Source organism: Streptomyces sp. HUAS 15-9, from assembly GCF_025642155.1.
GTDB lineage: Bacteria > Actinomycetota > Actinomycetes > Streptomycetales > Streptomycetaceae > Streptomyces.
The window spans coordinates 3,217,268-3,242,007 of the sequence record NZ_CP106798.1 but is presented as its reverse complement, the minus strand read 5'-3'; the positions used below and the strand labels follow the sequence as shown (position 1 = coordinate 3,242,007).

At 68.9% G+C, this 24,740-nt stretch carries 20 protein-coding genes and 1 pseudogene; 16 read left to right on the top strand and 5 right to left on the bottom strand.

What is annotated here, in order from left to right:
* Positions 1 to 8: 8 nt before the first annotated feature.
* Positions 9 to 1,625, bottom strand: a complete 1,617-nt coding sequence (locus N8I87_RS14790; protein WP_263209007.1) for a carboxyl transferase domain-containing protein — start codon at positions 1,623 to 1,625, stop codon at positions 9 to 11.
* A 95-nt stretch (positions 1,626 to 1,720) separates the two neighbouring features.
* Between N8I87_RS14790 and N8I87_RS14785 the strand changes: the two genes are divergently transcribed.
* The 5 genes from N8I87_RS14785 to N8I87_RS14765 all read left to right on the top strand — a co-directional run bounded on the left by N8I87_RS14785 (position 1,721) and on the right by N8I87_RS14765 (position 5,822).
* Positions 1,721 to 2,323 carry an SACE_7040 family transcriptional regulator gene (locus tag N8I87_RS14785; protein ID WP_263209006.1) on the top strand — a complete coding sequence of 201 codons (603 nt, stop codon included), beginning with the start codon at positions 1,721 to 1,723 and terminating at the stop codon, positions 2,321 to 2,323.
* A 50-nt stretch (positions 2,324 to 2,373) separates the two neighbouring features.
* Entirely contained in the window at positions 2,374 to 2,949 is a 576-nt protein-coding gene (locus N8I87_RS14780) for a Uma2 family endonuclease (RefSeq protein ID WP_263216472.1), read from the top strand.
* A 105-nt stretch (positions 2,950 to 3,054) separates the two neighbouring features.
* A complete protein-coding gene (locus tag N8I87_RS14775; RefSeq protein WP_263209004.1) occupies positions 3,055 to 4,212 on the top strand; it encodes an acyl-CoA dehydrogenase family protein in 1,158 nt (385 codons plus the stop codon).
* A gap of 36 nt (positions 4,213 to 4,248) precedes the next feature.
* Positions 4,249 to 5,115 carry an acyl-CoA thioesterase II gene (gene tesB / locus N8I87_RS14770; RefSeq protein ID WP_263209002.1) on the top strand — a complete coding sequence of 289 codons (867 nt, stop codon included), beginning with the start codon at positions 4,249 to 4,251 and terminating at the stop codon, positions 5,113 to 5,115.
* A gap of 350 nt (positions 5,116 to 5,465) precedes the next feature.
* Positions 5,466 to 5,822, top strand: coding sequence for a hypothetical protein (locus N8I87_RS14765; RefSeq protein ID WP_263209000.1), 357 nt, complete (start codon positions 5,466 to 5,468; stop codon positions 5,820 to 5,822).
* A gap of 104 nt (positions 5,823 to 5,926) precedes the next feature.
* Here N8I87_RS14765 and N8I87_RS14760 read toward each other — a convergent pair whose 3' ends face one another.
* Together N8I87_RS14760 and N8I87_RS14755 are read right to left on the bottom strand one after the other, a co-directional pair.
* The gene (locus N8I87_RS14760; RefSeq protein ID WP_263208998.1) at positions 5,927 to 6,715 is read right to left on the bottom strand and encodes a phosphatase; all 789 of its coding nucleotides are present in this window, start codon (positions 6,713 to 6,715) and stop codon (positions 5,927 to 5,929) included.
* A gap of 65 nt (positions 6,716 to 6,780) precedes the next feature.
* Positions 6,781 to 8,262, bottom strand: coding sequence for a PucR family transcriptional regulator (locus N8I87_RS14755; RefSeq protein ID WP_263208997.1), 1,482 nt, complete (start codon positions 8,260 to 8,262; stop codon positions 6,781 to 6,783).
* 210 nt (positions 8,263 to 8,472) lie between these two features.
* Between N8I87_RS14755 and speB the strand changes: the two genes are divergently transcribed.
* From speB to N8I87_RS14725, 6 genes are all read left to right on the top strand, one after another.
* Positions 8,473 to 9,444, top strand: a complete 972-nt coding sequence (gene speB, locus N8I87_RS14750; protein ID WP_263208995.1) for an agmatinase — start codon at positions 8,473 to 8,475, stop codon at positions 9,442 to 9,444.
* 5 nt (positions 9,445 to 9,449) lie between these two features.
* Positions 9,450 to 11,141, top strand: coding sequence for a thiamine pyrophosphate-binding protein (locus N8I87_RS14745; protein ID WP_263208993.1), 1,692 nt, complete (start codon positions 9,450 to 9,452; stop codon positions 11,139 to 11,141).
* 117 nt (positions 11,142 to 11,258) lie between these two features.
* Positions 11,259 to 12,536, top strand: coding sequence for an AAA family ATPase (locus tag N8I87_RS14740; RefSeq protein WP_263208991.1), 1,278 nt, complete (start codon positions 11,259 to 11,261; stop codon positions 12,534 to 12,536).
* Positions 12,536 to 13,216, top strand: coding sequence for an RloB family protein (locus N8I87_RS14735; RefSeq protein ID WP_263208989.1), 681 nt, complete (start codon positions 12,536 to 12,538; stop codon positions 13,214 to 13,216). The genes N8I87_RS14740 and N8I87_RS14735 overlap by 1 nt, the downstream gene beginning before the upstream one ends.
* Before the next feature lie 97 nt (positions 13,217 to 13,313).
* On the top strand, positions 13,314 to 15,935 hold the full coding sequence (locus N8I87_RS14730; RefSeq protein WP_263208987.1) for a type I restriction-modification system subunit M: 2,622 nt from the start codon (positions 13,314 to 13,316) through the stop codon (positions 15,933 to 15,935).
* The gene (locus N8I87_RS14725) at positions 15,925 to 17,157 is read left to right on the top strand and encodes a restriction endonuclease subunit S (RefSeq protein ID WP_263208985.1); all 1,233 of its coding nucleotides are present in this window, start codon (positions 15,925 to 15,927) and stop codon (positions 17,155 to 17,157) included. Before N8I87_RS14730 ends, N8I87_RS14725 begins: the two co-directional genes overlap by 11 nt.
* A gap of 59 nt (positions 17,158 to 17,216) precedes the next feature.
* Here the strand turns inward: N8I87_RS14725 and N8I87_RS14720 are convergent, their stop codons facing one another.
* On the bottom strand, positions 17,217 to 17,438 hold the full coding sequence (locus N8I87_RS14720; protein WP_263208983.1) for a DUF397 domain-containing protein: 222 nt from the start codon (positions 17,436 to 17,438) through the stop codon (positions 17,217 to 17,219).
* A 64-nt stretch (positions 17,439 to 17,502) separates the two neighbouring features.
* Entirely contained in the window at positions 17,503 to 18,852 is a 1,350-nt protein-coding gene (locus N8I87_RS14715) for an NsdA family TPR-like regulatory protein (protein ID WP_263208982.1), read from the bottom strand.
* A gap of 207 nt (positions 18,853 to 19,059) precedes the next feature.
* Here N8I87_RS14715 and N8I87_RS14710 point away from each other — a divergent pair, with 207 nt between their 5' ends.
* The 5 genes and pseudogenes from N8I87_RS14710 to N8I87_RS14690 form a co-directional block, all read left to right on the top strand.
* On the top strand, positions 19,060 to 19,413 hold the full coding sequence (locus N8I87_RS14710; RefSeq protein ID WP_263208980.1) for a hypothetical protein: 354 nt from the start codon (positions 19,060 to 19,062) through the stop codon (positions 19,411 to 19,413).
* Positions 19,410 to 19,775, top strand: a complete 366-nt coding sequence (locus tag N8I87_RS14705; protein ID WP_263208978.1) for a hypothetical protein — start codon at positions 19,410 to 19,412, stop codon at positions 19,773 to 19,775. Before N8I87_RS14710 ends, N8I87_RS14705 begins: the two co-directional genes overlap by 4 nt.
* Before the next feature lie 154 nt (positions 19,776 to 19,929).
* On the top strand, positions 19,930 to 23,514 hold the full coding sequence (locus N8I87_RS14700; RefSeq protein WP_263208976.1) for a type I restriction endonuclease subunit R: 3,585 nt from the start codon (positions 19,930 to 19,932) through the stop codon (positions 23,512 to 23,514).
* A 4-nt stretch (positions 23,515 to 23,518) separates the two neighbouring features.
* Entirely contained in the window at positions 23,519 to 24,298 is a 780-nt protein-coding gene (locus tag N8I87_RS14695; RefSeq protein ID WP_263208975.1) for a M48 family metallopeptidase, read from the top strand.
* Positions 24,282 to 24,733: pseudogene (locus N8I87_RS14690) on the top strand (thiamine pyrophosphate-dependent enzyme); the annotation flags it as partial. The gene N8I87_RS14695 and the pseudogene N8I87_RS14690, both read left to right, overlap by 17 nt.
* Positions 24,734 to 24,740: the final 7 nt, after the last annotated feature.

The window sequence follows — 24,740 nt, the reverse complement described above, 5'->3', positions numbered from 1 at the left end:
TCCCCTCCTCACATCCGGAAGACGCCGAACTGGGGGTCTCCCAGGGGCGCGTTGGCACAGGCGGTCAGGGCGAGGCCCAGCACCTGACGGGTCTCCAGCGGGTCGATCACGCCGTCGTCCCAGAGCCGGGCCGTGGCGTAGTAGGCGTTGCCCTGCCGCTCGTACTGCGCGCGGATGGGTGCCTTGAAGGTCTCTTCCTCCTGCGCGGGCCACACCTCGCCGCGCGCCTCCAGCTGGTCCCGCTTGACGGTCGCGAGGACGGAGGCGGCCTGCTCGCCGCCCATGACGGAGATCTTGGCGTTGGGCCACATCCACAGGAAGCGCGGGGAGTAGGCCCGGCCGCACATCGAGTAGTTCCCCGCGCCGTACGAACCGCCGACCACCACCGTCAGCTTCGGCACGCGCGTGCAGGCGACCGCCGTCACCATCTTGGCGCCGTGCTTGGCGATGCCGCCGGCCTCGTAGTCCCTGCCGACCATGAAGCCGGAGATGTTCTGCAGGAACACCAGCGGGATACCGCGCTGGTCGCACAGCTCGATGAAGTGGGCGCCCTTCTGGGCCGACTCGGAGAACAGGATGCCGTTGTTGGCGACGATCCCGACCGGGTGGCCGTGGATCCGGGCGAACCCGGTGATCAGCGTCTGCCCGAACTCGGACTTGAACTCCGCGAAACGGGAGCCGTCGACCACACGCGCGATGATTTCGCGTACGTCGTAGGGGGTGCGGGAGTCCACGGGTACGGCGCCGTAGATCCCGTAGGGGTCGACCTTCGGCTCGACGGCGGGCCGGACCTCCCAGGGAAGGGACCCGCGCGCGGGAAGCGTGGCGACGATGTTCCGCACGATCCGCAGGGCGTGGGCGTCGTCCTCGGCGAGGTGGTCGGTGACTCCGGAGATCCGGGAGTGGACCTCGCCGCCGCCCAGCTCCTCGGCGCTCACCACCTCACCGGTGGCGGCCTTCACCAGCGGGGGCCCGCCCAGGAAGATCGTCCCCTGGTTGCGGACGATCACCGCCTCGTCGCTCATCGCCGGGACGTACGCGCCACCGGCGGTGCAGGACCCGAGGACGGCGGCGATCTGGGGGATGCCCGCGCCGGACATCCGGGCCTGGTTGTAGAAGATCCGCCCGAAGTGCTCGCGGTCCGGGAACACCTCGTCCTGCATGGGCAGGAAGGCGCCGCCGGAGTCGACGAGGTAGACACAGGGGAGGCGGTTCTCCAGGGCCACCTCCTGCGCGCGCAGATGTTTCTTGACCGTCATCGGGTAGTACGTCCCGCCCTTGACGGTGGCGTCGTTGGCGACGATCACGCACTCGCGCCCGCTGACCCGCCCGATCCCGGCGATGACGCCCGCGGCCGGGGCCTGGCCGTCGTACATCCCCTCTGCCGCCAGCGGCGCGAGCTCCAGGAACGGTGAGCCCGGGTCCAGCAGCGTGTCCACGCGGTCGCGCGGCAGCAGCTTGCCGCGCGCGGTGTGCCGGGCGCGCGCCTTCTCGCCGCCGCCGAGCGCCGCCGCGGCCAGTTTGCCGCGCAGCTCCCCGACGAGTGCGAGGTGGGCTTCCTCGTTGGCTCGCCAGGCCTCCGACGCGGGATCTGCCGCGCTCGTCAGCTCCGGTGCCTCTTGCATCCTGCGGTCCCCTCACCCAGCGATCGACTGTTAATGAGCGTTAACCATTTCCTTCAGGTTAACGACCGCTAACCTCCCTGTCTAGAATTGCCTGCATGGTCACCAGAACCGACGCCCCCACCCGCCGTGAGCAGATCCTCAGGGAGGCCGCTCGGCTCTTCGCCGAGCGCGGCTTCCACGGCGTCGGAGTCGACGAGATAGGGGCCGCGGTCGGTATCAGCGGCCCCGGTCTCTACCGGCACTTCGCGGGCAAGGACGCGATGCTCGCGGAGCTTCTGGTCGGGATCAGCGGTCAGCTGCTGACCGGGGCGAAGCGGCGCCTGGCGGAGGCCGACGGCGCGGCCGGTCCCTCGGCGGTCCTCGACTCCCTCATCGAGGGCCACATCGACTTCGCCCTCGACGACCGCCCCCTGATCACCCTGCACGACCGCGAGCTGGACCGCCTCCGGGACAGCGACCGCAAGCTGGTGCGCCAGCTCCAGCGGCAGTACGTCGAGCTGTGGGTGGAGGTCGTGCGGGAGGTGTACCCGGGCCTGGCGGAACCGTCGGCCCGGTCGGCGGTGCACTCGGTCTTCGGCCTCCTGAACTCCACACCCCACCTCGGCCGCCCCGGCTCCCTCCCCGGCCGCGGTGACACGGCGGAACTGCTGCACCGGATGGCCCGGGGGGCGTTCGCGGCGGCGGAGGCCACCGACTGAGTCAGGGGCGGGTCGGTGCCGGTTTGTCTCAGTACGCTGGGGGCATGGGCATGGACTACGCGAAGATGCGGGCGATCGCCGTGGAACTCGGGGCTTACGCCGAGCACCTCGAAGGGACTTGGAGCGTCGAGATCGGGCCGTCGGGTCCGATACTGGCCATGATGTGCCCGTCGAAGCGGCACGAGGGCACAACCCACCGCATCCGCGAGCAACTCAACAAGCAATTGCCTGTCACTCATCCGGACTACATCTGCGCCACTGGCCCGGAGATCGAACACCCCGCGATCGGCCGCATGCGCCTCCCCGATGCGGTGGTGATCCCCGAGGCGGTCCTCGACGAGGAGGGCGTCGCCGTCGACGCGACGCAGGTGCTGGCGGTCGTCGAGATCGTCTCGCCCTCCAACCCGAACAACGACTACATCGACAAGCTGTCGGACTACCCGGCCATGGGCATCGCTCATTACCTGATCGTCGACCCTCGCACCGGCACGATCGAGGTGCACTCCGATCCGTGCAAGGGCCGTTACGCCCGCAAGGACGCGTACATCTTCGGCGACTCGGTGCCGTTCGGCCCCTGGATCGTGGACACCTCCGCGTTCCGCCGCTACGGCAAGGCCGGAGGCTGAGCCGAACGGGTGGGGAAGGTCACCCTGGACGTATGAACGTACTCGCCGGTATCTTGGGAGTCTGAGCAAGCGCTTAGACATGCCGAAGTACGTGGAGGTGGCGGAGTGCGCCGTACGCTGTTCAACGAGGATCACGAGGCGTTCCGGGAGACCATTCGCGCCTTCATCGAGGCCGAGGTCGTGCCCGTGTACGACGAGTGGCTCGCCGCCGGCCAGGCGCCCCGCGACTTCTACTACAAGCTCGCCGAGCTCGGCGTCTTCGGCATCCGTGTCGACGAGGAGTTCGGCGGCGCCGGTATCGACTCGTACAAGTTCGAGGCCGTCCTCTACGAGGAGACCGCCCGCGCCGGCATCACCTTCGGCGGCTCCGGCGTGCACGTGCTGCTCGGCCTGCCGTACATCAAGCTGCTCGCCTCCGACGAGCAGAAGAAGCGCTTCCTGCCGAAGTTCGTCTCCGGCGAGGAGATGTGGGCCATCGCGATGACCGAGCCGGGCACCGGCTCCGACCTCGCGGGCATGCGCACCACCGCCAAGCTCTCCGAGGACGGCACGCACTACGTCCTCAACGGCGCCAAGACCTTCATCACCGGCGGTGTGCACGCCGACCGCATGATCGTCTGCGCCCGCACAGCCGCGCCCACCGCCGAGGACCGCCGCCACGGCATCTCCCTCTTCGTGGTGGACACCAAGGCCGAGGGCTACTCCGTCGGCCGCAAGCTCGACAAGCTGGGCCTGAAGACCTCCGACACCGCCGAGCTGGCGTTCGTCGACGTCAAGGTCCCGGTCGAGGACCTGCTCGGCGAGGAGAACCGGGGCTTCTACTACCTCGGCCACAACCTCGCCTCCGAGCGCTGGGGCATCGCCTACGGCGCCTACGCGCAGGCCAAGGCCGCCGTCCGGTTCGCCAAGGACTACGTCCAGCAGCGCACCGTCTTCGGCCAGACCGTCGCGTCCTTCCAGAACACCAAGTTCGAGCTGGCCGCCTGCCAGGCCGAGGTGGACGCGGCCGAGGCCGTCGCCGACCGCGCGACGGAGGCCCTGGACGCCGGTGAGCTGACCCCGGCCGAGGCCGCCTCCGCCAAGCTCTTCTGCACCGAGGTCGCCCACCGCGTGATCGACCGCTGCCTCCAGCTGCACGGCGGCTACGGCTTCATGAACGAGTACCCGATCGCCCGCCTGTACGCGGACAACCGCGTCAACCGCATCTACGGCGGCACCAGCGAGATCATGAAGTCGATCATCGCCAAGGACATGGGTCTGTAAGGCCCACGACATCACTGGCCGGTACAACCTTCTCCCATGAGCCAGGCACTCCAGGAGCTCCTCGATCTGCTCGACCTCGAGCAGATCGAGGAGAACATCTTCCGCGGCCAGTCCCGGTCCGCCGTCGTCCCGCGGGTCTTCGGCGGGCAGGTCGCGGCCCAGGCGCTGGTCGCCGCCGGACGCACGGTCCCGGCCGACCGGCTCGCCCACTCGCTGCACGCGTACTTCCTGCGCATGGGCGACCCGGGCGCGCCCATCGTCTACAACGTCGAGCGGATCCGCGACGGCCGCTCCTTCACCACCCGCCGGGTGGTCGCCGTCCAGCACGGCAGGCCGATCTTCACTCTGTCCGCGTCCTTCCAGGCGTACGAGGACGGCCTCGACCACCAGATCCCCATGCCGCCCGCACCCGCTCCGGAGACGCTGCCCACCTCCCAGGAGCGGCTGCGCGGCTACGAGCACCTCGACCGCACGATCGTCGAGAAGTTCCTTCAGGCGCGCGAGGCGGTCGACCTGCGCTATGTCGACGAGCCGCCGTACGGGAAGTTCGGCGAGCCGCGCGAACCGCACTCCCAGGTGTGGTTCCGCACCAACGGCAAGCTCGACGACGACCCTCTGCTGCATGTCGTGCTCGCCACGTACGTCTCCGACATGACGCTGCTCGACTCGGTGCTGCTCGCGCACGGCCGCGGCGGCTGGGCCGTGGGCGACGTCGTGGGCGCCTCGCTGGACCACGCGATGTGGTTCCACCGCCCGTTCCGCGCCGACGAGTGGCTGCTGTACGACCAGGAGTCACCGTCCGCGCACGGCGGCCGCGGGCTCGGTCAGGCCCGTATCTACACCCAGGACGGACAGCTCGCGATCTCGGTCATCCAGGAGGGCGTGGTCCGGGTCCCGCGTTAGAGGCCCGTGAGCACGTGAGAAGTCCGTAAGCGCGTTAGAAGTCTGTAAGAGTGTGCTTTGTCCGGTACTTCCGCACTGGCCGATATGTGAACGCTGTACTACGCTCTTTGGTTGAAAGCCGCATAACACGGCATGACCGTCCGACCCGGTCCCGATACCGCGGGACCAGGGCCGTGGGCCTCGTAGGCGCAACCGTGCGCGGGTCCGCAGGCGTCGGCGGTCGGGTACGTGTCTCTCCTGAATACGCGGTGACACCTGAGACCGCGCCGTAACCCTTTGCGGCAGCGGCCATCAACCTCGCGCTCCCCTGCGGGAGTTGCGAGAGGCGATGGAACGAAAGGTAATTTCCCATGCGAGCACAACGCGCGAGGCGTCTCGCTGCGGTGTCCGCCGCCGGTCTGCTGATGGCCGGTGGAGCCGCGCTCGGCGCGGCGGGCACGGCAACGGCGTCCGCCCCGTCCCACGAGCACAGCAGCTACAGCAACGACTGCGGCGACTGGTGGGGCGGCAACTGCGACCACGGCGACCACGGTGACCACGGCTTCCGCGGTGACCATGGCGACCACGGTGACCACAACGGCCGTGGCGACCACGGCGATCGTGGCGACCACGGCGGTGACCACGGCGATCACGGCGGTAACGGCGGCGATCACGGTGGTAACGGCGGTGACCACGGTGGTAACGGAGGTGGACACGGCAGCCGCTGAGGATTCGGTTCCGCACGCACACAGAGCACGACGTGCGGCTCCATGGAGGGAGCCGCACGTCGCGGTGTGTCAGGAGAACGGGCCGTGAGCCCTCGTCGAACGCCTTACACCAGGCCCGCTTCCGCCAGCAGATACGCCGTCAGGGGGTCGTAGTGGCGCGGGCTGACCACATGGTCGTCGAGCGGCACCGCCACCTGCAGGGTGTCCTCCGACTCGGCGAGGAACAGGGCCGGGTCGTTGCAGTCCGCGTAACCGACGGAGTCGAGGCCGGCCTGACCGGCGTACCCGGCCCAGCCGTGGTCCGCGACGACCAGGTCGGGCAGCGGGCGGCCCTCGCGCTCAAGTCCCGTGAGAATGGCCCGCATCGGCTCACCGGAGTGGGTGTGCCACAGCGTGGCGCCGTGCTCGAGCACCGCCACGTCCGCGAACTGCATGACGTAACCCTCCTCCGTCTGCAGCCCGTCGGGGATGACCACGATCTCGCAGCCCGCGGTGCGCAGTGCGGCGGCCGTGGCACGGTGCACATCCAGCAGACCGCCCGGGTGGCCGGTGGCGAACAGCACCCGCTGCTGCCCGTCGGCCGCCTTGCGCAGCCGCCCCGCCAGCCGTTCCACGGCGTCGACGGTGAGTTCGGGGTCGATCGTGTCCTGTCCGTAGCGGTACTCGGGGTCGTCGTTCACCCCGACCCGCTCCGCCATCACCGCGAGCACGTCCTGCTCGTCCCGCCAGCGGTCGCCGAGTTCCAGTCCGAGCCAGAAGTTGCGCTCGCCGTTCGCCAGCCTGCGGTAGTGGTTCAGGTTGTTCTCGCGGGGGGTGGCGACGTCGCCCGCGATACGGGTCCTCACAAGGTGGTCGACGAGCTCGGCGCGGCTGGGTGTCCCGGGTATCGGCATGCTCCCATTGTGGGGCAGCGGCCTGCGCAATTTCCCTGCGTATCGTGCGCTGGGACGTGGGTCACTCACACGTGTTTCAGTGCGAACCAGAGTTCCATGCGCACATCGGGATCGTCGAGGTCCGCGTCAAGCAGCGTGGCACAGCGGGCGATCCGCTGCCGCACGGTGTTGCGGTGCACCGCGAGCGCCACCGCCGTGCGGTCCCAACTGCCGTGCAGGGAGAGCCAGGCGCGCAGGGTGTCGGTGAGCGCCGGGTTGGCCGCGACCGGGGCGAGCACGGCACGGGCGTGCGCCTCGGCCTCCGCGCCGGGAACCAGGTCGTCGAGTCCCCGGTGGTCGCCGTGCCGGACCAGCGCGGTGCGGGTGGCACGGGCGCGGGCCAGGGCGCGGGCCGCCCGGGTGTCGGCCGACGGCCACTCGTGCGGGGCGACGGTGGCACTGACGCCGAGGGTCCAGCCGGGCTGCGGGGCCGGTTCGCGGCCGGCCGGCACGAGGACCCGTACGACGTCACCGGCGAGGTCGACCAGCGGCGAGCCCAGGGCGGCGCCCAGCGCCGAGGCGGCCACCGCGTCCGGTACCTGCGTATCCGGCCGCGCGTGCACGACGAACCACCGCTCGCCCCCCACCAGCGGTGCCACGTCCTCCGGCGGCGCCCCCAGCAGCAGCCGTACGAGCGCCGAGGACCGTGCCGCGCCCGCCCCGCTCTGATGCTCCCCGGTCAGCAGGGAGAGCAGTACGGCGGCCACGGAGGCGATGGTGTGGTCACCGGGTCCGCGATGGGCGGTGGCCACCGCGAGGACGAAGCCCTGACCGGTGCCGAGCGCGTAGGCGGCGAGGTGGGCGCCCGCGGCGGTGCCGGCGGCGGAGGTGGGTGCCTGCGCCCGGGTGGGCCGTACCACCCCCGCCAGCTCCTCCAGCGCCTTCCGCACCTCGTCCTCGGGCTCCCGTCCCGCCGCCGCGATCCGGGTGCCGTCCGGCCCGTACAGCACCGCCCAGCCGCCGAGCCGCTGGGCCAGTCTGCGCAGGACCGAGGGGACCGGGTCGGGGCGGGAGGCGGCCGCTGCCAGGCTCTGCTGGGCCTCGGTCGTGCGGCGCAGCTCGGCCAGCCGGGCCTGGGCCATGAGCTGCCAGACCGCGCGGGCCACCCCGGAGAACGTGGTCTGCGGCGGGACCTCCAGAAGGGGCAGCCCGTGGGCGTCGCAGGCGGCCACCAGGGCGAACGGCACCGTGTCGTGGACCGGGGCGAGGCCGAAGCCGAGGGCGGTGCCGCCCGCCGCCACGATCCGGGAGACGTAGTCGTCGAAGTAAGTCCCCGAGCCCGCCGCCTCCGGGACGTGCACGCCCGCCGTCAGCAGCAGCTCACCGCCCAGCAGATACGGATACGGGTCGGCCATCTCCGAGGTGTGCGCCCAGTGGATCACGATGCCCTCGGCCGGCGGCCCGGCGATCTGCCGCAGGGCGAGGTCCTCACGGGCCAGCAGGGCGGAGAGCGGTACCGGTGGGGTCGGCGGTACCGCTGGTGCGGCTGGTGACTGTGGGTCCAGCATGATGGATGGTTCCTCCATCCCTTACGGCATGAATGGATGAAAAGTACACTTCCAGGGTTCTCGTCGGCCACCTAGTGTCCTGCTGTCCTCCCTCGTCGCCCACGTCGCCGTCTTGCCGGTGACGAAGCCCGAACCGGTCCCGGCTCGCCAGTAGAGTCGTATGACAAGCAGTACATGCGCGACCAAGCGCAAGAAAGAAGGCATTTCAGTATGAGCGGCAACGAGACGCCCCGCGGCCCCGTCGACTCCTCCCGCATCCCGCGGTACGCGGGTCCCGCGACCTTCGCCCGGCTGCCCCGCCTCGACGAGGTCGGCACCGCCGACGTCGCCGTCGTGGGCGTGCCGTTCGACTCCGGCGTCTCGTACCGGCCGGGTGCCCGCTTCGGCGGCAACGCCATCCGCGAGGCGTCCCGGCTGCTGCGCCCCTACAACCCGGCGCAGGACGCCTCCCCCTTCGCCCTCGCCCAGGTCGCGGACGGCGGCGACATCGCCGTGAACCCGTTCAACATCAACGAGGCGGTCGACACCATCGAGGCCGCGGCGGACGAGCTGCTCGGCACCGGTGCCCGCCTGATGACCCTGGGCGGCGACCACACCATCGCACTGCCCCTGCTCCGCTCGGTCGCCAAGAAGCACGGCCCGGTCGCCCTGCTCCACTTCGACGCCCACCTCGACACCTGGGACACCTACTTCGGCGCCGAGTACACGCACGGCACCCCGTTCCGCCGCGCGGTGGAGGAGGGCATCCTCGACACCGAGGCGCTCTCCCACGTCGGCACCCGCGGCCCGCTGTACGGCAAGCAGGACCTGACCGACGACGAGAAGATGGGCTTCGGCATCGTCACCTCCGCGGACATCTACCGCCGCGGCGCCGACGAGGTCGCCGACCAGCTGCGCCAGCGCATCGGCGACCGCCCGCTGTACATCTCCATCGACATCGACTGCCTCGACCCGGCGCACGCGCCCGGCACCGGTACGCCGGAGGCCGGCGGCATGACCTCCCGCGAGCTGCTGGAGATCCTGCGCGGGCTGGCTTCGTGCAACCTGGTGTCGGCGGACGTCGTCGAGGTGGCCCCCGCGTACGACCACGCGGAGATCACGTCGGTGGCCGCCTCGCACACCGCGTACGAACTGACCACCATCATGAGCCGCCAGATCGCGGCGGCCCGGAAGGACGCGTAAGCGCAGTGACTCACGACCACGACCTGGTGCTCCGCCCGACGCCCGCGCAGACGGAGGCCGCGCTGAACCCTCCCCCCGGCCGCAACGGTGGAGACCTGGTCGTGGAGACCCTGGCCGGGCTGGGCGCGACGACCGTCTTCGGTCTGCCCGGCCAGCACGCCCTCGGCATGTTCGACGCGCTGCGCCGCTCGGATCTGCGGTACATCGGCCTCCGGGTGGAGAACAACGCGGGCTTCGCGGCGGACGCGTACGGCCGCATCACCGGCGAGGCGGCCCCGCTGCTCCTCTCGACCGGCCCGGGAGCCCTCACCTCCCTGGCCGCGCTCCAGGAGGCGGCGGCGGCCAGCGCCCCCGTCCTGGCGATCAGCAGCCAGATCCCCACCGCGGGGCTCGGCGGCGGCCGGCACGGCTATCTGCATGAACTCCCGGACCAGGCGGCCTCGTTCCGGGGTGTGGTCAAGTCGGTCCACACGGTCCGGACCCAGTCCCAGATCCCGTCCGCGATCGCGGCGGCCTGGAAGTCGGCGCTGACGGCTCCGCACGGCCCGGTGTGGCTGGAGATCCCGCAGGACGTACTGCTCGCATCGACCGCACTGCCGATGGTCACGGCGGTCGACGCGACCCCGGACGAACTGGCTCCGCGCCCCGAACTCACCGCCGTGGCGGCCGACCTGCTGTCGCGTGCGGCCCGTCCGGCGATCATCGCGGGCGGGGGAGTGGTACGGGCGGACGCGTCCGGCAAGCTCAGGCAGCTGGCCGAGCGGCTCGACGCCCCGGTCGTCACCACGTTCGGCGGCAAGGGTGCCTTCCCCTGGACGCACCCGCTGTCCCTCCAGTCCTGGCTGGAGGACCGCCATACGACGGACTTCCTGGAGGACGCCGACGTACTGCTCGTCGTCGGCTCGGGCCTCGGCGAACTCTCCTCCAACTACCACACGTTCAAGCCCCGGGGCCGAGTGATCCAGATCGAGGCGGACCTCGGCAAGCTGGAGTCCAACCACCCGGCGCTGGGCATCCACGCGGACGCGCGCCTCGCGCTGCAGGCGCTCCTCGAGACGGCGCGGGAGCGCACGGACCCGACGGCACCGGAGCGCGTACGTAACCTGCTCACCCGCGTCTCACAGCGCATCGCCGCCCAGGAACTGACCCTGGAACAGGACGTCTTGACGTCCGTCCGCCGGGCCCTGCCGGCCGACTCCCCGTCCTTCTGGGACATGACGATCCTGGCGTACTGGGCGTGGTCGGCCTTCGACCCGCGGAACACGAACCTGATGCACTCCGCCCAGGGCGCCGGCGGCCTCGGCTACGGCTTCCCCGCGGCGCTGGGCGCGGCCGCCGCCGACCCGACCCGCCCGGTGCTGGCAGTGTCCGGTGACGGCGGCGCCCTGTACTCGGTCGCCGAGCTGGCCACGGCACGCCAGTACGGCCTGAACGTCACCTGGCTGATCGTCGACGACGGCGGCTACGGCATCCTGCGCGAGTACATGACCGACGCCTTCGGGCAGGCCACGGCGACGGAACTGACCCGCCCCGACTACGTGGCCCTCGCGGAGTCCTTCGGCGTCCCCGGCGTGCGCACCAGCCCGCGGACCTTGGAGACCGACCTCGCCAAGGCCCTGGCCGAGCCGGGCCCGTCCGTGGTCGTCCTCCCGGCGCTCCTCCGCATGTTCGCGCCGACGCACCTGGGCACGGCCTGATCACCCGATCGGCTGGTCGCGGTGACCTTCAAGGGATATGTTCCGTGAGGTCGCAGGCGTCCCGGCCGGGCCGATGTCAGATGCGGCCACTACCCTGAGCCCGGAGAGGAGGACAGCGTGCTGCTGAGGTTCCGCGTCGCGAACGTACGGTCCCTGCGAGACGAACAGGAGCTGTCCTTCGTCGTGCCCGACGACGCACAGCGCGGATCGGCGAACTTGGTGGAACTCACCGGCGGTGGATCCGTCCCCGTGCTCCCGCTGATCGGCGTTTTCGGGGCCAATGCCTCAGGCAAGTCGAACGTGCTGGCCGCCATGACCGACATGCGCAACGCGGTCCTCAACTCCTATGCGCGTTGGGCCTCTTATGACGGCATCCCGCGGCACGTCTTCGGATTGAGCCCCAAGAGCGAGAGCGAACCCTCCTTCTTCGAGGTCGACGTCGTCATCGACTCGGTCCGCTGGACGTACGGCTTCGAGCTGGGCGCCACCCGTGTCGAGTCCGAATGGCTGCACAGCTACCCGAAGGGCCACCGCCAGGAATGGCTCGACCGCGACGCTTCCCGGCCGGACGTCTTCAAGTGGCCCGGCGGACGTGTCCGGGACCGGTCCCAGCTGGTACGGCGTACGCGGCCCAACGCCCTGCTGCTCTCCACGGCCGGTACGGACAACCACCCGCAGCTCTCTCCGCTCTTCCACTGGTTCCGGCGCAACCTCTGGATGATCAGTCCGGAGGTCGAGCGGCCGGCGCGCGAGCAGTTCACGACGAAGGAGCTGTCAGGGCCGAGGGCTGCTCGGATCCAGGAGTTGTTGCGGGTCGCCGACCTGGGTATCACCGGAGCAAGGGTGGTGCCGGAGGGGCCGGGCGTGGACGCGGTGAAGCTCACGCACCGTTCGGCTGCGGGTGAGGTCCCCTTCGACTGGCAGGAGGAGTCCTACGGCACCCGCTCCTGGTTCGCCCTCCTCGGCCCTCTGCTCCTCGCCCTCGACGAGGGCGCGGTCCTCCTCGTCGACGAACTCGACGCCAGCCTGCACTCCCGCTTCGCGGCTGAGGTGGTCCGGCTCTTCCACGACCCGTACGCGAACCCCAAGGGTGCCCAGCTGGTCTTCACATCGCACGACGCGACGGTGCTCACCACACCGAGCGGCGAGCGGCTGCTCGAGCCCGCCCAGGTGTGGCTGACGCAGAAGGACAAGGACGGCGCGACCGAGCTGTATCCGCTCACCGATGTCGAGCCGGGCAAGGACGAGGACCTCACACAGTCGTACCTCGCGGGCGCTTTCGGTGGGGTTCCGGCCCTTCTGGAGGGTCAGATCGCGCGGCGGTTGCTGGTGGCGCGTGAGGCCGGCGCATACGACGAGACGGGCGACCGAACGGACGGGGCGGGACGCGACTGATGGGGCGGGCGCAGAAGGGCAAGGACTCGTGGGCACGTCCGGCCCGAGGGGGCGGGCAGCGCAGGCGCCAGGTCTTCGTCCTCACCGAGGGCAAGGTGACCGAGCCCTCGTATCTCGACATCCTCAAGGACCAGGGCGTACCCCTCGCCGACGAGGTCCCGGTGGAGATACACATCGCCAACCGCAAGGCGGACAGCGGACGCAAGCCGCTCGACCTCGTCGCGCAGGCGATCAGGCTGAAGCTCGAAGAGGACCGGAAGGCGAAGCGGGCCAAACTGGAGGCGAAGTACCTGCCTCAAGTCTGGTGCCTCTTCGACCACGACAGGTACAAGTACATCCGCGACGCACTGGAGAAGGCGGACGCGGCCGGTATCGGCGTCGCTTTTTCGCATCCATGCTTCGAGGTGTGGCGCCTCGCCCACTACAAGCCGGTCAGCGGCTCGTTCGCCGGGGTGTGCGACGGGGCGGCCGAGCGGCTCCCGTTCCAGCGCGGCTCCCAGGACGCCACGACTCCCAAGGTCGTCCTGCCGCACCAGGTACTGGGCCGCTACAAGACGGCGCGCAAGAACGCTGAGCGGATGAACGGCCAGCACGCGGCGCATGTGGCCAGGTGGGACAGGGACCCGTACACAGATGTGCATGAGTTCGTCGAGAAGGCGCTGCACATCGACACGTACTGATCCCGTCGGCCGCGACTACGCGCTGATTTCGATATGGCCCCGACCTGGCAATAAAGTCTCTCCGTTGTCTCAGGTCGGGTCGTAGGGAGTCGCGTACATGGCCAAGCTCACGCTCGCCCAGCTGGAACGGCATCTGTGGGCCGCCGCCGACATTCTGCGCGGCACGATGGACGCCTCCGAGTACAAGGACTACATCTTCGGACTGCTCTTCCTGAAGCGGGCCAACGACGAGTTCGAGGCGGCCAGGGACCGGCTCAGGGAGTACGCGGTCGAGGAGCTGAAGCTCAGCGACGAGGACGTTCCCGGTTACCTGGAACAGCCAGGCCCCTACCGCAAGCGCGATGTGCTGTACGTGCCGGAGGAAGCGCGTTGGCACAAGGTCTCCGCCGCCACCCACAACATCAACGAGATGACCCTGCGTCCCGCGCTGCAAGCGCTTGAGGGGCAGAACAGCAAGCTCAAGGGCCTCTTCGACCACCTGGACTTCAACCGCATCGGCGGATCGGGCGCCGCGTCCGGCGCGGCCAAGCTCGCCGACCAGCGCCTGCAGCTCCTCATCGCTCACTTCGGGCGGATCCGGCTGCGCACGGAGGACTTCGAGTTCCCCGACCTGATCGGTGCCGCCTACGAGTACCTGATCAAGGAATTCGCGGACACGGCCGGACGCAAGGGCGGCGAGTTCTACACCCCGCGCGCCGTGGTCCGCATGATGGTCGAGCTCCTCGCCCCCACCGAGAACATGAGGATCTACGACCCGTGCGTCGGCTCGGGCGGCATGCTCATCCACGCGGCGGAGTATGTGGAGGAGCACGGCGGCGACACGTCATCGATGTTCTTCGCCGGTCAGGACGCCAACTCCGGCTCCTGGATCATGTCGACCATGAACATGGTCCTGCACGGGGTGCGCCGCTTCGACCTGGCCACCGGGGACACGCTCTCGCAGCCGGCGCACGTACCGCGCTCGGACGAGGACCGGTTCGACGGGGTGCTCAGCAATCCGCCGTTCTCCCTGGACTACACCCTCGCGGACCTGGCGCACCCGGCGGAGCGTGCCAAGTACGGGGCGACCAGCGAGCGCGGCAAGGCCGACCTGATGTTCCTCCAGCACATGCTGTGGGAGGCCAAGCGGGAGGGCCCTCGCGGTGGCATGGTGATCACGGTCATGCCGCACGGGGTGCTGTTCCGCGGTGGCGGTGAGCAGGCCATCCGTACGGAGCTGCTGGAGAAGGACGCCATCGAGGCGGTCATCGGCCTCGCCCCGAACCTCTTCTATGGGACCGGCATCCCGGCCTGCATCCTGGTGCTCCGCCCGCCGGGCCGGAAGGACCGGGCGCGGGAGGGCAAGGTGCTGTTCATCAACGCCGACCGCGAGTTCCACGCGGAGCGGGCCCAGAACATCCTGCTCCCCGAGCACGCCGAGAAGATCGTCTCGACGTTCCACGCGTACGAGGAGGTACCGGGCTTCTCGCGGATCGTGACCCGCGAGGAGCTCGCCGCCAACGACGACAACCTCAACATCCGCCGGTACGTGGACAACACGCCGCCGCCCGAGCCGCAGGACGTGCGGGCGCATCTGGTGGGCGGGGTGCCGCGCGCGGAGATCGAGGCGAAGAAGCCGCTGCTCGACTCGTACGGGATCGGGGTGACCGATCTGTTCGTGGAGCGGGAGCCGGCGGACCCTGCGTACGTCGACTTCCGGGACGAGGCAGCGGGTGGCCGTCCCGAGCTGGGCGAGCTGGCCCGGCCCCGGGAGGAGGCGCTGCGGGCGGAGTTCGGCAAGTGGTGGGAGGAGCAGGCTGCCCGCCGGCTGGAGGCGGTCGCGGCCACGCCTGAAGCTCTGGCCGCGTCCACGTCCTCTGAGCGTAAGGCCGCGCTGATGGCAGTGCGGGGACAGTTGATGTCGTCGTTCGTGGAACGGCTTGGCCGGGTCGGGTTGCTGGACCGGTACGCGCTGTCCGGTGCGGTCGCGGGTTGGTGGTGGGACGCCAAGTACGACCTGCTCGCGCTGTCGGAGAACGGGTTCGCGGGTGTCGTCGACGGGTGGGTCGAGAACGTCGACACGCTGCTTTCCCCCGAACAGGACGCGCGGACGAAGAAGCTGCGCACGAGGACGGCGGCGGAGCGGCGTCAGGCGTACGACCACAAGGTGGTCGCCGCCATCGCTCCCGGGTTCCTGGAGGAGCTGGCGGAGGCGGACGCGCGCAAGGCGGAGGCGGAAGCGCGGTTCAAGGAGCTGAGCGCGCGGCTTACCGGGGGTGGGGAGGAGCCGGAGGCTGACGGCGACCCGTCCGAGGGTGAGGTTGACTCGGAGGAAGTCACCCTGAGTGTCGAGGAGTTGGCCGAGCTTACGGCTGAGCTGGCGAGGGTGAGGAAGGCGCGCACGAAGGCGGGCGCGGACATCAAACGCCTTGAGGCGGACTTCCACCGGTATCCGCATCCGAGCGATCCGCCGACGCTGGGGGAGGAGCCGCCGCGGCTGTTCCGGGCGCGGGCGGAGTTGGACGCGGAGGGGGAGCGCCGGGTGGTGCTTGACCTGCTGCGGGACGACCTTGCGGTGAAGCTGGACGGGCATGTGGTGCGGTGGCAGCGGGAGTTGGCGGCGTCTTATGAGACGTGGGAGCAGAAGTACGCCGTTTCGCTGAGGGAGATTCGGGCGGGGCGGGAGCGGACGGCCGGAGAGCTGGATGGGTTCTTGAAGGAGCTGGGTTATGCGGGATAGCGCCGAGATCCAGTGGACCGAAGTTCGGAACGTTGGTGACGTCCGCATGGGGAAGCAGCTCTCGCCGGCATCCCGGGATGCGCCTGGGCAGTTCCCGTATCTGCGCGTGGCGAACGTTCATCTGGGGCGGATTGACTACGCGGATGTGAACACAATGGGGTTCACTGGCGCGGAGCGTGAAACGTATGGACTCAAGCCCGGTGACATTCTGCTAAATGAGGGGCAGAGTCTAGAACTCGTTGGGCGTAGCGCGATTTACGACGGAGCGGAGGGAAAGTTCTGCTTTCAGAACACCTTGATCCGGTTCCGGCCGGGTGTTGATGTTCTTCCTGCATATGCCCAGGTAGTCTTCGAGCGTTGGCTGGCGACCGGGGTCTTCGCTGCGATTGCCAAACAGACGACCAGTATTGCTCACCTGGGTGGCGACCGGTTCGGGGCGCTATTGTTTCCCTTGATTCCGGTGGCTGCGCAGCGGCGGATCGTTGAGGTGATCGACAGTTTTACCGAGTTGAAGCGCGGAACTGAGGCGTCGATCGCCAAGTTGCGCAGTACCCGGCAGGCGGCTTTGATGTCTGCCATCGAATCTGAGATTCCATCAGGTGAGGAGAGGGCTGTGTCGCTCAGTTCACTCCTGGAGCGGATCGAAGCTGGCTGGAGTCCAGCTTGCGAGGCTGTGCCGCCTGGGCCGGATGAGTGGGGAGTTATTCGAGTAAGTGCTGTGACATCCGGGTACTTCTCCCCAAATGAGTCCAAGCGACTCCCTCACGGCTTGTCTCCACGGATGGATCTTGAAGTTCGGCCCGGCGACCTTCTGATGGCGCGAGCAAATGGAGCCCGAAGCCTTGTCGGCGTGGTATGTCTCGTCGGGCGTACGCGAGCCAAGCTCATGTTGAGCGACAAGACTTTGCGCCTGATTCCTAACGAAGAGCGATCAAATGCGGATTACTTGTTCACCATTCTGAGTGGCGAAGCTGTTCGTGCCCAGGTTGAGGCGTTGCTCAGTGGTAGCACTGGGCAGGGAAACATTTCCCAGACTGCGGTCCGCAGGCTGTTGGTTCCGAACGTTCCACGGGCGGGGCAGCGAAAGGTCGTAGCCCTTGCGCGCTCATTCGACGAGCAAATTAGTAGCGAACTAGAGGAATTGGCTAAGCTGCATCGGATTAGCCAGGGCCTCGCGGACGATCTGCTTTCGGGGAGGGGTACCGCCTCGGTGGCTGCGTAACAGCATCCGGCCCTCGCCGTGGGAGGAGCGACGGCCGGACGGATAGTGGTGTGGAGCGGTCAGGCGGGGAGGCTTCCGACCTTGACCGCTGCAACGAATGCCGTCCACCCAGCTGACAGGAAGACCAACGCAGGCCCCTCGGGGGACTTGGAATCGCGGACCGGCACGCCCGTGGGGTGGCCGTCCAGGACCTCCAGGCAGCTGCCGCCCTGGTCGTTGCTGTAGGAGGACTTCCGCCAGCCGTTCGGCATTGACGCGTTCAGGATGGTTCGGTCAGTCATCGCGTTCGAAGATCCTTCACTGTCCCTCGGCCCATATACCGAACGTTCCTGAGTGCTGAAGACCTCAGGCAGCCTTGGCCGCAGCCACGTCCCGCGCGCGAAGCGCAAGCTCTCGCACAGGGCGCGCGGTTGCGTGCCGACGCAGCTCCGTGCTCATCGTGCGGAAGTGGTCGTCACCACGGTTGGACGACACGTGTTCGTACTCGTCAAGGAACCGTGACCAGCTCTCGCAGGCTGCGTCCAAGTGGCCGACGCGTAGCTGGCGCTGCGCGAGAAGCGCATAGGCGTGCACACGGCCCTGGCGTTCCTGCTTCGGCTGGAGGCGGATCGACTGCTTCAGGGCTTTGATCGAGCCCGTGAAATCCTTCTCCTCGTACAGCACATGGGAGACGTGGAAGAGGTAGGCGGTCTGGTCGTAGCCGCCGATCGCGTCCCGGCGATTGTCCGCCCTCGACAGCGCCATCTCCGCTTCTTTCAGGCGGGTGTGGGCTTGTTGCTTGAGGCCCACCATGGACGAGGAGTGAGCCTGCTGTCCGCGCAGGAACGCCACGAGTCGCGGGCCCGCAGAGGGGGCAGCTTCCGCTGCGGAGTCGGCGAGTTCCAGAGCCTTCTGGCCGTAGCCCAGGTTGGAGGCTTGGAGAGACATGCCCCGCAGCGTCCTGCAGTAGGTGACGTGGTCTTCCGCCTCGCGAGCCAGGCCGAGGGCCTGGATGTAGTAGCGCTGTCCGAGGCCGTGGGCCTTCTCGTACATGGCCATCCATCCGGTCAGGTACGTGAGGTCGGACGCGGCGGCCAGCATGTTCTTGCGGACGGATTCCGTGGCCTGTGCCTGGAGCCAGGGGCCGACGGTGTTGACGAGGAACGCGGACGCCATGGGCATCGCGTGCCCGGCGCCGAGTTCATCGAGGATGTCCGCGATCCGGTCGGTCATTGTGCGGATCGACTGCACCTGTGAAGAGCCGATACGAACGGTCCTTTTGCCGGGAGTCACCGGTTCCTCCGCCGCTCGCGCGGGGAGGGTGAACGCGGGAACTGACAGTGCGGCAGAGAAGACCGTGGCGGCCAGCACGCTGCGGCGGGACGGATCCATGGTTGCCCTTCCGAGGTCGATCAACTCCTCGACAGTGTCGGCGTTTTCGGATCCCGTGAGTGACGGGGCAGGCTCCAGGCCGACTTCCGCATGGGTGACGGGTCGTCCCAGCCGTGCCGAGAGGGATTCGACGATCAGGGCCCTGACCTGGGGCTTTGGTTGGACTCCTGCAATCCAGTGCGCGACTGCGGTGCGGTCGTACGTAAGGTCGAGTCCTGCCTGAGAGCCGAGGCGGTTCACCTGCTGTGCGAGCTGGGTCCTGGTCCATCGTGCCTGGTCAAGCAGCTTGTCCAGGGCGTGGTTGGGGGTGCGCTTCCGTGCCATGTCCTCAACTCCCGACGGCTTGCATGGTGTTCAACGACGGCGTTCACGGCGTTCACGGTCCCACCGTCTTCCAACGGTACCTGCGGAGGGTGTCCGAGCGGTTACCTCTTGCACAGGCGCCGAGTGATCTCGGCCGAGAGAAAGGACCCCCGCGACCGCTTGCGACGGCCCGGGGGCATGGCCCTCAACCACTCTGGAGTTGAGAACGTGTTGCACCATATCGTCCGCCTCGTCGAGCCGCTGCTGCGGCCGCTGTGGCCCGCCTCCGGGCGTCACCGGCACTCCGCCGAGGGAGGGGCACCGCTCACCCCCGTGCCTGCTGCCCCTGTCGCACCCCACCGCCGCCCCTCCCCGCACGAAATCCCCCTCCGCGGCGAGGACTCCCGACTCGTCCGCCCCTACCTCCTCGCCCACGAACAGCGCGAGCAGGCCAGACAGCAGCGCGCCCGCCGTCGGGCCCTCTGGCTCGCCGTGCACGGCGTCGACGTAGGGCCACGGCGTATCCACGGCGTCGACGTCGGCTCGCGCCGAATTCGCGGCACCGAGGTGGCCGCCGCATGATCTACGAGAGCCGCGACATCGCCGCCACCACAGTCAGCCGGCCCCGTCTCCTGCCCTGGTCCAACCTCGACGGCAACCCCTGCTACCTCGTCACCGACATCACCGGCACCAGTCATCTCTCCCGCATCGCCGACAACGTCGAAGCCGTCCAGCTCGACATGGCCGGCGACCTCCTCGGCCACGCCGCCGATCTCCTCGGTGACGGCAAGGCCACAGCGCCCCAACTCCGTTTTCTTGCCGCTCGATTGACCGAATCGTTGCACGATGTGCATCGCATCGCCCGGAGTAGGGGAGCCCGCCTCCTGGCGTTCTGTGACGACGAGGCCTCCGATGCCGCCCCCGAGGAGGGCCCCGGCACTTGACCTGCCCCGCCGAGCGTGCGGACGTACCGTCACAAAGCCTCGTACGTCCGCGCGCTCAGCCATGTCCTCCGTCCGGATCTCTTCCCCTTACCTCCCTCCCAAGGCGCAGAATGGATCTCCGGGGAACAGAGGGACGCATGGAGAGGCGCGGGCCGTGGTGGTGCACGTCGAGCGGGACGAGGTGGAGCGGCCGTTCGTCGCGCAGTTGGAGGCCATGGGGTGGACGCACGTCCCGGGCGTGGAGTTGGACACGCTTGACGCGGCTGTGCCGTTACTCGTCGACCAGCTCGGGCCTGCTTTGAGGCGGATCAACCTCCGGGGCAGTGACGGTCAGCCCTGGATGGGCGAGGACGACATCCGGCGGGCGGTCAGCGAGCTTGCCTCCCTCTCCCTCGGCAAGGGCGTCGTGCAGGCGAATCTCGCCGCCACCGACATGCTGCTCCACGGTTGGACGCTGCCCTCGCCCTCCGCCGCGCACGGTGGTCCGTCCGCCACCGTCCAGTACGTCGAATGGCATCCGGACCTCGTCACGCGCAACACCTTCACCGTCGTCGACCAACTCCGCGTGCGCAGCCGCTCGGGCGAGCTGTCGATACTCGACCTCGTCCTCTTCGTGAACGGCATCCCGCTCGTCGCCGTCGAGTGCAAGAGCGCCGATCTCGCCGAGCCCGTCCGCAGTGCCGTACTCGATCTTCGGCACTACGCCGGGAATCCTGTTCTGGACCTCGACGCCACCGGTACTCCCGTCCCCGCCGGTGTGCCGGAACTGTTCCGGACCGTCCAGCTCCTCGTCGCCGCGACCGGTCAGACCGCCCACCTGGGTACCGTCACCTCCGAGCCCGAGCACTTCCACCCGTGGCGCAGTGTCGAACCGGAGGAAGAGGGCACGTTGCGGCGGGAGTTGCGTACCGCCGGGCTGCTCCCGGCCGACGCCGGACCGTCTGCGCCCGCGCCGCTCGGTGAGCAGCAGAAGCTGGTCGGTGTGGTCCTGCGGCCGGCCGCCCTGCTCAATGTCGTACGGCACTACGTGATCCCGATGGCTGTCGAGTCCGGAGCGGACGGCGGGGCCGTACGCACGGTGAAGGCTGTTGCCCGGCATCAGCAGTACCGGGCCGCCGAGAAGGCCGTACGCAGACTGCTGACCGGGCGGGCTCGTGCCGGGCGGGACACCGATGACGAGCGTGGCGGTGTCATCTGGCACACGCAGGGCTCCGGTAAGTCGCTGACCATGACGTTCCTGGTGCGCCGGGTCCATCTGCACCATCGGCTGAGCGAGTTCATGGTGGTCGTGGTCACCGACCGCACCCAGTTGCAGACCCAGCTCTCGCGGACACTGAAACTCAGCGAGTCCGATGTCGAGACGGCGAAGACCCGGACACAGATGGAAGGGCTGTTGCGGGACGGCGGGCGGCGTGTCGTCTTCGGGATGATCCAGAAGTACGGGACCGGGTTCACCTTCGCCGGGGACGCGGAAGGCAGCGGGGACGACCGGGACCTCGTCGAGGAGAGCGGGGAGAGCGAGGACTCCGGACAGGGACAAGGTGAATCCCAGGGTTCCGTACCGGACTTCCCCGAGTGCAACACCTCGCGGGACATCCTCGTCCTCGTCGACGAGGCACATCGCTCGCACACCAGCGTCCTGCACGCCGCCCTGCGCAAGGCGATTCCGAACGCCGCCAAGATCGGGTTCACGGGTACGCCGATCATCACCGGACGTGAGGAGGACACCCGCCGGATCTTCGGGCGGGGCGACTCGCCCCGGGGCTTCCTCGACGAGTACCGGATGGAGGACGCCGAACACGACGGCGTCGTCGTCCGTATCCGCTACGAGGGGCGGACCGGGGAAGGCGAAGTCCGTGACGGAGAGGTCCTCGACGAGGGATTCGACGACCTCGTCCGGGACCGCACCCCCGAGGAGCGGGCCGCGCTGCTCAAGCGGTGGCCCACCGAGCGGGACGTCGCCGAGTCCGTTCCCATGATCGAGGCAAAGGCCGAGGACATGCTGGAGCACTGGGTGACCACGGTGCTGCCCGGCGGCTTCAAGGCGCAGGTCGCGGCCGTCAGTCGTAAGGCGGCTGTGCAGTACCACCACGCTCTGCGTAAGGCCCGTGACGAGCTACTTGCCGAGCTCGCCGAGTTCGACCCGGAGTCGGTGGCCGGGATTCGGCTGGAGGAGCTGTCCAGCAGGCTGCGCTATCTCCACCAGGCCCACCAGTTCCGGGCGTTGCTGCGCCGGATCGACTTCGTGCCGATCATCTCGCCGGGTTCGGGTCACAAGCGGGGGGAGTGGAGGGAGTGGACCGACGCCGGTCGCCAGGAGGCGTACACCGAGCGCTTCCAGAAGGCGTTCCCCGAGCTGGCGCCCGATCCGGAGTGGGTCGCCGTGACCCCCTTCAATCCACCGCAAGCCCCGATACCGTCGACCGACCCCGCCGACGGCATGAACACCCCGTGGTCCGATGCCGCGAACAGCGAGGCGCCGCTGCCCACCGCGGTGCCCGATCCCGTGCACCCCGACAGCCCCATCGCGTTTCTGATCGTAAAGTCCATGCTGCTCACGGGATTTGATGCCCCACGCGAGCAGGTGCTCTATCTGGACCGGCCGATCCGTGACGCCGAGCTGCTCCAAGCCGTCGCGCGTGTCAACCGCACCTCGACCGGCAAGGAAGTCGGCTACGTCGTGGACTACTACGGCGTCTTCGAGCACCTCTCCAGCGCACTTGCCGGATACCGGAACGCCGATGTCACCGACACCATGCGCAAGTTGTCCGACGAGGTGAGCAATCTCGGTCCCGCTGCCGAAAACGTCCGCGACTTCCTGCGGCGCAACGGCATCGACGACACAGAGCTCGACCAGCTCGCCAAGCTGGGTCCCGCGGCTCTCGCATTGCAACCCGAAGCCTTGCGGTTCGACTTCGACGAGGTGCTGCACGCGTTCCTCGCCACCCTTGAGCGCGTCCTTCCGCACGAGGGTGCCCTCGACTACGTTGCGGACGCCAGGCGCTGGAGCCTGCTCCAGAAGCGGGTGCGGCGTCTGTGCCGGGACGACGAGGGCGGCACGTTCACGCTGCGTCGGTACGGGCGCAAGGTCCGGGCCATGATTGCCGACCATCTCGAGGGCCCGGAGATCGAGCAGGTCATTCCGCCTGTCTCGCTCACCGCACTCACCTTCGACGACGCCGTGCGGCGGCTGCCGCCGCAGGAAGCCGCGGCGGAGATGGGCCATGCGCTCCGCTTCCATCTGGAGGAGCGGACGAAGCGGGAGGACCCCGCGAAGTACGAGCGGCTCTCCAAGCGCCTGGAAGAAATCCTGCGCACGATGCCGGGCCGCTTCGAGGAGCAGATCGAGGAGTTCGGCCCGCTGATCGAGGAGGCCAGGCAAGAGCAGGAGGAGTCCCCGGAACTCGCCGGTCTCACGCCGCTCGAACAGAAGGTGTACCGGCTGGTGGAGCAGATCCTGGAGGACACCCCTGGGATCAGGCTGACAGGAAGCGGAGACATCAGGCAGCTCACGGGCAAGGTCTGCGACGTGGCCACCTGGGCCATGGCCAGGCCGTCGTACCAGGGGCAGCACCAGGACATCAGCATGCTGGCCGGAGACCTCCACGAAGTTCTGCTCGGTGGCGGTGTCCGGCCTGTGGGCGCGGACTGGGCGCCGTTGGAGAACGCGGCTGAGCGCCTGGCGTCCTTCGCGCAGGACAACCTTCGGCAGTTCCGGGGCAGGGCGAGGGGAGAATAGGCGGGTGACCGCGCCAGCCGATCCTTCGACGTACTCCGACCCCGCAGCCCTGCTCACTGTGGACGGGTTGGCTCTGCGGGTGCGCTCCAGCGCCCGCAGGAAACGGTTCGCACTGACTGTCGAGACTGACGCGACCCTCACCCTGCACACCCCTGCCGGGCGTTCGACGGCCGAGGCGGAGCAGTTCGTACGAGCTCACCGGGACTGGTTGCTGACCAAGCGGCGGGAGCGGGAGCGCACTCGCCCGCTCAGCCCCGTCAAACAGCTCGCCGACGGAGAGGTCTTCCGCTATTTGGGGCGGACGTATCGGCTGGCTGTGTCCGGTGAGGAGGGGGCGGCCGTAGGGGTCCGGCTGATTGCGGGGCGCCTTGTCATGGGCCCGGACCTGGCGGCGGAGCCGCGGGCGGGGCGGGCAGCGCTTGTCGACTGGTACTGCCGGGCCGGCCTGAACTGGACGGGACATCGGCTTCAGCCGTGGGCAGCTCGCATGGGTGTGACCGAGCCGGAACTCGAGGTGCGGGACCTGGGGGACCGGTGGGGTTCTTATCGACCGCCGCAGGACGGGGCGGGCGCCAAGGGGCTGATGAGTCTCGGGTGGCCGCTCTTCCAGCTGCCCATGCATCTGATCGACTACGTCATCGCACATGAACTGGCCCACGTGAAAGTGTCCGGGCACCGAGAGGACTTCTGGCGGCTGCTGCGGATTGCGCTGCCCGAGTACGAAGAGCGGCGGGCGGACCTCGACGAGTTGGGGCGACGACTCTGGATGGGCGATATTCGGTAGGTCCTGGCTGAACTCCATGCATGAACAGGGGATTTCAGTGACAGCAATTGCTGCCAGATCGCGTCCACCTACTCCGGCCGCTGCCGACCCGACCCGCCCGGTGCTGGCGGTGTCGGGCGACGGAGGGGCGCTGAACTCGATCGCCGAACTGGCGACGGCGAAGCAGTACGACCTGCCGGTCACCTGACTGATCGTCGACGACGGCGGCTACGGCATCCTGCGCGAGTACATGACCGACGCCTTCGGCCGGGCGACGGCGACGGAACTGACCCGTCCGGACTACGCGGCGCTCGCCGAGTCCTTCGGCGTCCCCGGGGGCCGCACGACCCCCGAGACCCTGGAAGTAGACCTGACGAAGGCCCTGGCGACTCCGGGCCCGTCGGGGTCGTACTCCCGGCGGTGCTGCGGATGTTCGCGCCGACGCACCTGGGCTGAACGGGCT

Bases quoted from the DNA above. Each gene is read 5' to 3' on its own strand.
- N8I87_RS14790 (WP_263209007.1), bottom strand. From the start codon at position 1,625: ATGCAAGAGGCACCGGAGCTGACGAGCGCGGCAGATCCCGCGTCGGAG.
- N8I87_RS14785 (WP_263209006.1), top strand. From the start codon at position 1,721: ATGGTCACCAGAACCGACGCCCCCACCCGCCGTGAGCAGATCCTCAGG.
- N8I87_RS14780 (WP_263216472.1), top strand. From the start codon at position 2,374: ATGGACTACGCGAAGATGCGGGCGATCGCCGTGGAACTCGGGGCTTAC.
- tesB (WP_263209002.1), top strand. From the start codon at position 4,249: ATGAGCCAGGCACTCCAGGAGCTCCTCGATCTGCTCGACCTCGAGCAG.
- N8I87_RS14765 (WP_263209000.1), top strand. From the start codon at position 5,466: ATGCGAGCACAACGCGCGAGGCGTCTCGCTGCGGTGTCCGCCGCCGGT.
- N8I87_RS14760 (WP_263208998.1), bottom strand. From the start codon at position 6,715: ATGCCGATACCCGGGACACCCAGCCGCGCCGAGCTCGTCGACCACCTT.
- N8I87_RS14755 (WP_263208997.1), bottom strand. From the start codon at position 8,262: ATGCTGGACCCACAGTCACCAGCCGCACCAGCGGTACCGCCGACCCCA.
- speB (WP_263208995.1), top strand. From the start codon at position 8,473: ATGAGCGGCAACGAGACGCCCCGCGGCCCCGTCGACTCCTCCCGCATC.
- N8I87_RS14735 (WP_263208989.1), top strand. From the start codon at position 12,536: ATGGGGCGGGCGCAGAAGGGCAAGGACTCGTGGGCACGTCCGGCCCGA.
- N8I87_RS14730 (WP_263208987.1), top strand. From the start codon at position 13,314: ATGGCCAAGCTCACGCTCGCCCAGCTGGAACGGCATCTGTGGGCCGCC.
- N8I87_RS14725 (WP_263208985.1), top strand. From the start codon at position 15,925: ATGCGGGATAGCGCCGAGATCCAGTGGACCGAAGTTCGGAACGTTGGT.
- N8I87_RS14720 (WP_263208983.1), bottom strand. From the start codon at position 17,438: ATGACTGACCGAACCATCCTGAACGCGTCAATGCCGAACGGCTGGCGG.
- N8I87_RS14715 (WP_263208982.1), bottom strand. From the start codon at position 18,852: ATGGCACGGAAGCGCACCCCCAACCACGCCCTGGACAAGCTGCTTGAC.
- N8I87_RS14705 (WP_263208978.1), top strand. From the start codon at position 19,410: ATGATCTACGAGAGCCGCGACATCGCCGCCACCACAGTCAGCCGGCCC.